The sequence below is a fragment of the uncultured Campylobacter sp. genome (assembly GCF_938030815.1).
Taxonomy (GTDB): Bacteria; Campylobacterota; Campylobacteria; order Campylobacterales; family Campylobacteraceae; genus Campylobacter_B.
Genome location: NZ_CALHII010000275.1, coordinates 1 through 3,928, shown reverse-complemented (window position 1 = coordinate 3,928; position 3,928 = coordinate 1). Strand labels below are relative to the sequence as shown.

Genomic DNA, 3,928 nt, shown 5'->3' with positions numbered 1-3,928 from the left:
GCGTCTTGCCGAGGCGCTGTGCATAGCCCAGGATGAGCGACTGATTATCGCGCCGCATAAAATTTATGCCGCAAAATTTCATCGAAGATTGGAATTTAACATCACGCTAGCTTTATCGCGCCAAATTTCATAGTTGAGGCAAGCGTCGAATTTAGCTTGCACGGCAAATCAAGCGCGCCGTATAAATCACCTATAAAATTTGCTTGCGTGAAAAAGCTCGTCTTTCGGCGCTTAGGCGTATAAAATTCTACCCAGGCGGATCATGTTCGAGCCGCATTTGATCGCGAGCTCAAAATCATCGCTCATCCCCATCGAGCAGATCCGCGCGCCGTGCGGCACGAGCGCGTCGAAGATCTCGCGGCTCACCTCGAAGCTTCGCGCGATCTGCGCGGGCTCGCTCACATGTGCGCCGATACTCATCACGCCGATTAAATTTAGATTTTTGCACTCCTGCTTGATGCGCAAAAACTCCTCCACCGCGCGGTTTTTATCGAGCCCAGTTTTGGAGCTCTCGCCCGCAGCGTTGATCTCCAGCAGCGTATCTAGCGGATAAGTTAGCCGCTTATTTACGGCAAGCGCGAGTTCATAGGAGTTGCAGCTCTGCCACAGCGTCGGGCGCAGAGCGATGAGCTGATTGATTTTGTTGCTTTGCAGCGTGCCGATGAAGTGCCACTTTAGCGGCAGCTCGCGCAATGCCTCGCTTTTGCGCTTCAGCTCCTGCACTCTGTTTTCTCCAAACGCGATCTGTCCTTGCGAATACAGCTCGCGCACCTCATCCGTGCCTACGTTTTTGCTCACCGCGACTAGCTGCACGTCGCCCGCGCCTGATTTCGCAGCCTCAATGCGCTTTAAAATTTCATCCAGCCTCATTTATAAAATCCCAAAATTCTAGCGAAATCATTCAGCACCGTAAATATCATCAAAAGCGCCAAAATTCCCATTCCTACGTAGCTGGCACCCACGAATACCCGCTTTGGTACGGGGCGGCGGAAGATGAGCTCAAAGAGATTAAATGCGATGTGCCCGCCGTCGAGCGCTGGGATCGGAAAGAGGTTGATGAGCCCTAAATTTACCGATATTAGCGCCACGAGCGCGAGCAAGACCGCCGCGCCGTAATCAACCGCCTTTGAGGTGATGTCCGTAATGGCGACGATACCGCCCATCTCCTTGGGCGAAACGACGCCGCTAGCGAGCTTTTCTAGACCCACCAAGATGAGCTTTGATGCCTCCACCGTCTGATCCCACGCGAAGCTAAGCGAGCTTGCGCCCTTGTGATACAGCGTCACGGTCGCGTTGTAATCGGGCGAAATGCCGATGAGCGGCACTCTGATGCTCTCGCGCCAGATGGTTTTTTTCTCGCCGAGCTTCGGCGTGAGCTGCAGGCTCAGCCGCTCGCCGCCGCGCATGATTTCTAAGCTTAGAGGTGCGGCGGTTACCTGCTTTGAGATGTCGTCCCACTCGCGGATCTGCTTGCCGTCGATTGATAAAATTTCATCGTTTAGCACAAGCCCTGCGCTTGCCGCGGCGGAGCCTGGCGAAATTTTGCCGACCTTTGGTGCGAGTTTTTCGACGCCGATGTAGCCCAGCGCGATGTAGATCAAAAACGCAAGCAGCAGGTTAAAAAACGGCCCCGCAAAAAGTATGATTATGCGCGCGATCGGGCCTTTGGAGTTGTAGCTGTCGGGATCCGTGCTTGCCGCGGCGGGATCCAGATCCTCCTGCCCCTTAAGGCTCACGTAGCCCCCCAGAGGGATCGCGCTGATAGCGTACTGCGTAGCGCCGATGCGCTTGGTAAAGACCTTCTCTCCAAAGCCCACGCTAAAGACGTTCACCCCCACGCCCAGTGCCCGCGCCGCCAAAAAATGCCCCAGCTCGTGAAAAAAGATGAGGAAGCTGATCGCCAGCACCGTGACCATAAAATTTATCGAGTAAAAATAAAATCCGACCGCCAGGATCGCCAGCGTTAAAATTATGCTTTTCAAATTTCAGACCTTTGTAAAAAATGGGCTAAGCTTACTATGATTTTGTAAATTTTAAGCTTAGATCGCCGTTTAAAGCCTTAGCTCGCTTTTTTAAACTTGGTTAGCTTTGAGCTTAGCCCGTCGTTTCGGGATATAAATTTGGCTAAATTAGGGTGTGCGGGCGGATGGACAGCGCGCGGAATTTAAAATTTAAAAGCGAAATTTTACCGCGAGCTTTTGCGGAGTGGATTATAAAATTTCGCCGCACTGGGCTTTTGCTTTGAAATGCCGCTATGCTTTGAAATTTCATTATGTTTTGACAAGTCGTCATGCTCTAAAATTTTGTTGCGCTTTGAAATTTCGTCGTGTTTTAAAATACTGCTGCGCCGTCCTGAAATTTTGCGCGGCGGTTTAAACGAAATTTTACGCCGTGAAATTTTGCGCAGTGGATTTTATCTTTCAAATTTTATAGGCTTAGCACGCCGCCGTGCGTGCATAGATCAAGCATCTATAGAATTTTATCGGTAAAATTTGAACGTGAAATTTTAAAATTCCGTGTCGCCGTTATAAGTGGAATTTTATGCCGAAATTCTATCGCTAAAACCCACTAAGCGCAGGTTCTAACGCTTTGCGATGAGGTTTTGTAGCTTCACAATACATTGTTTTAGTTTGATAAAAAATTCTGATTCTTCAAATGAATGTAAGATCAAGCTTAGTTTAAATTTTTCATCTATTAAATTTGGACTAAAGCCCTTTAATCCGCTTTCGCAAGTGGATCTAAACATTTTGCGTATCAGTCGTTTTATTTTGCCTTGCGTCGGCGCGGCGCTGCGATCGCCTAAAATTTCTATTTTCTTTATCTTATATCTGATTTCATTTATTCCATCTACGGTTTTGTTGGAAATTTGCTTTAGCACTATATTTGCGTGGTATTCGTAATAACCGTGATTGTAATGAGTAAGCGTAAAAAGATCATTACTGCCAGCCGAGCCCACTTTTATAAGAAAAATCTCGTTTAGCTCCTTTGAGATACACCACAGACCATCTATCTCATCTCGGCTTAAGCTAGCTAGACCGTGTTGATTTCTAAATGGATTTATGATTTGCTCTAGGTTATCCTCAAAGCGGTATCCATCAATCAAAAATCTACCTACATAATCAATGTTGTAATCCAGGGCGTCTATTAGCAAAACATTTTCATTTTCGGCGTTAAGGGCGTCTTGTAAAATTTTAAAAATATCGCTTTTGCTGAGTTTGCCGCTACTTCTTGGTTCTAGCGCATAGAGTTTATGGATACGTCGCTTCTGTCCATTTATCATCCTAAAATCGCCGAACCAAGCGCCGTAAGTAATGACTGTATCAAACATTTTGCCTTGATAATACAATCTATATGCGTTAAAATCTAAATTACAATGATCCCAAAAGCCGCTAAAGCTCCCGTAGTTTATGAGCCATGCGCCAAGCTCTCTATCTATGCGCCAGCTTAATTCTATAGAAATTTCAGGATAACATCTAAAAGGCAATCGCTTTTTAGAAATTTTGTTTCTAATATCTTTTTCTACCTTATTGAGCTTATACTTTCTTGCATTTTCTTCGCCAATTTTCTCTTCAACTGCGAAAGCCATATCTAGCCTAAAATTTAGCCTTTTTTCGTAGCCTTAGCATACGCTGCGACGTATTCAAAGCCCGAATATAGCGTCAGTGCAACCGCGATCCAGAGCAGGGCGTTTGCATAGGGCCACTGCATCGTTAGCCAGCCGATAGCGATCATCTGAAAGACCGTCTTCACCTTGCCCGCCATCGACGCGGCGACCTCTACGCCGTCGCCCGCCATCGCCACGCGAAGGCCAGTGATAAAAAACTCGCGGATCAGGATCAGATAGATCGCCCACGGACTGGCGCGCCCGATAAACATAAGCCCCAAAAAGCCCGCGAGCGTCGGCATCTTATCGGCAAGCGGATCGATG

4 protein-coding genes are annotated in these 3,928 nt (G+C 47.5%); all 4 read right to left on the bottom strand.

All coding sequences use genetic code 11. From position 1 onward, the window contains the following. Positions 1 to 231 precede the first annotated feature (231 nt). Positions 232 to 870 (bottom strand): YggS family pyridoxal phosphate-dependent enzyme, encoded by a 639-nt coding sequence (locus Q0277_RS10140; protein WP_297997715.1) that lies wholly within the window; start codon positions 868 to 870, stop codon positions 232 to 234. Next, positions 867 to 1,982 carry an RIP metalloprotease RseP gene (rseP, locus tag Q0277_RS10135; RefSeq protein ID WP_297997713.1) on the bottom strand — a complete coding sequence of 372 codons (1,116 nt, stop codon included), beginning with the start codon at positions 1,980 to 1,982 and terminating at the stop codon, positions 867 to 869. The genes Q0277_RS10140 and rseP overlap by 4 nt, the downstream gene beginning before the upstream one ends. Before the next feature lie 599 nt (positions 1,983 to 2,581). Then, positions 2,582 to 3,586, bottom strand: coding sequence for a hypothetical protein (locus Q0277_RS10130; protein ID WP_297997711.1), 1,005 nt, complete (start codon positions 3,584 to 3,586; stop codon positions 2,582 to 2,584). A 14-nt stretch (positions 3,587 to 3,600) separates the two neighbouring features. Beyond that, the coding region (locus tag Q0277_RS10125) for a CDP-alcohol phosphatidyltransferase family protein (RefSeq protein ID WP_366517344.1) at positions 3,601 to 3,928 on the bottom strand (328 nt) is incomplete at its 5' end.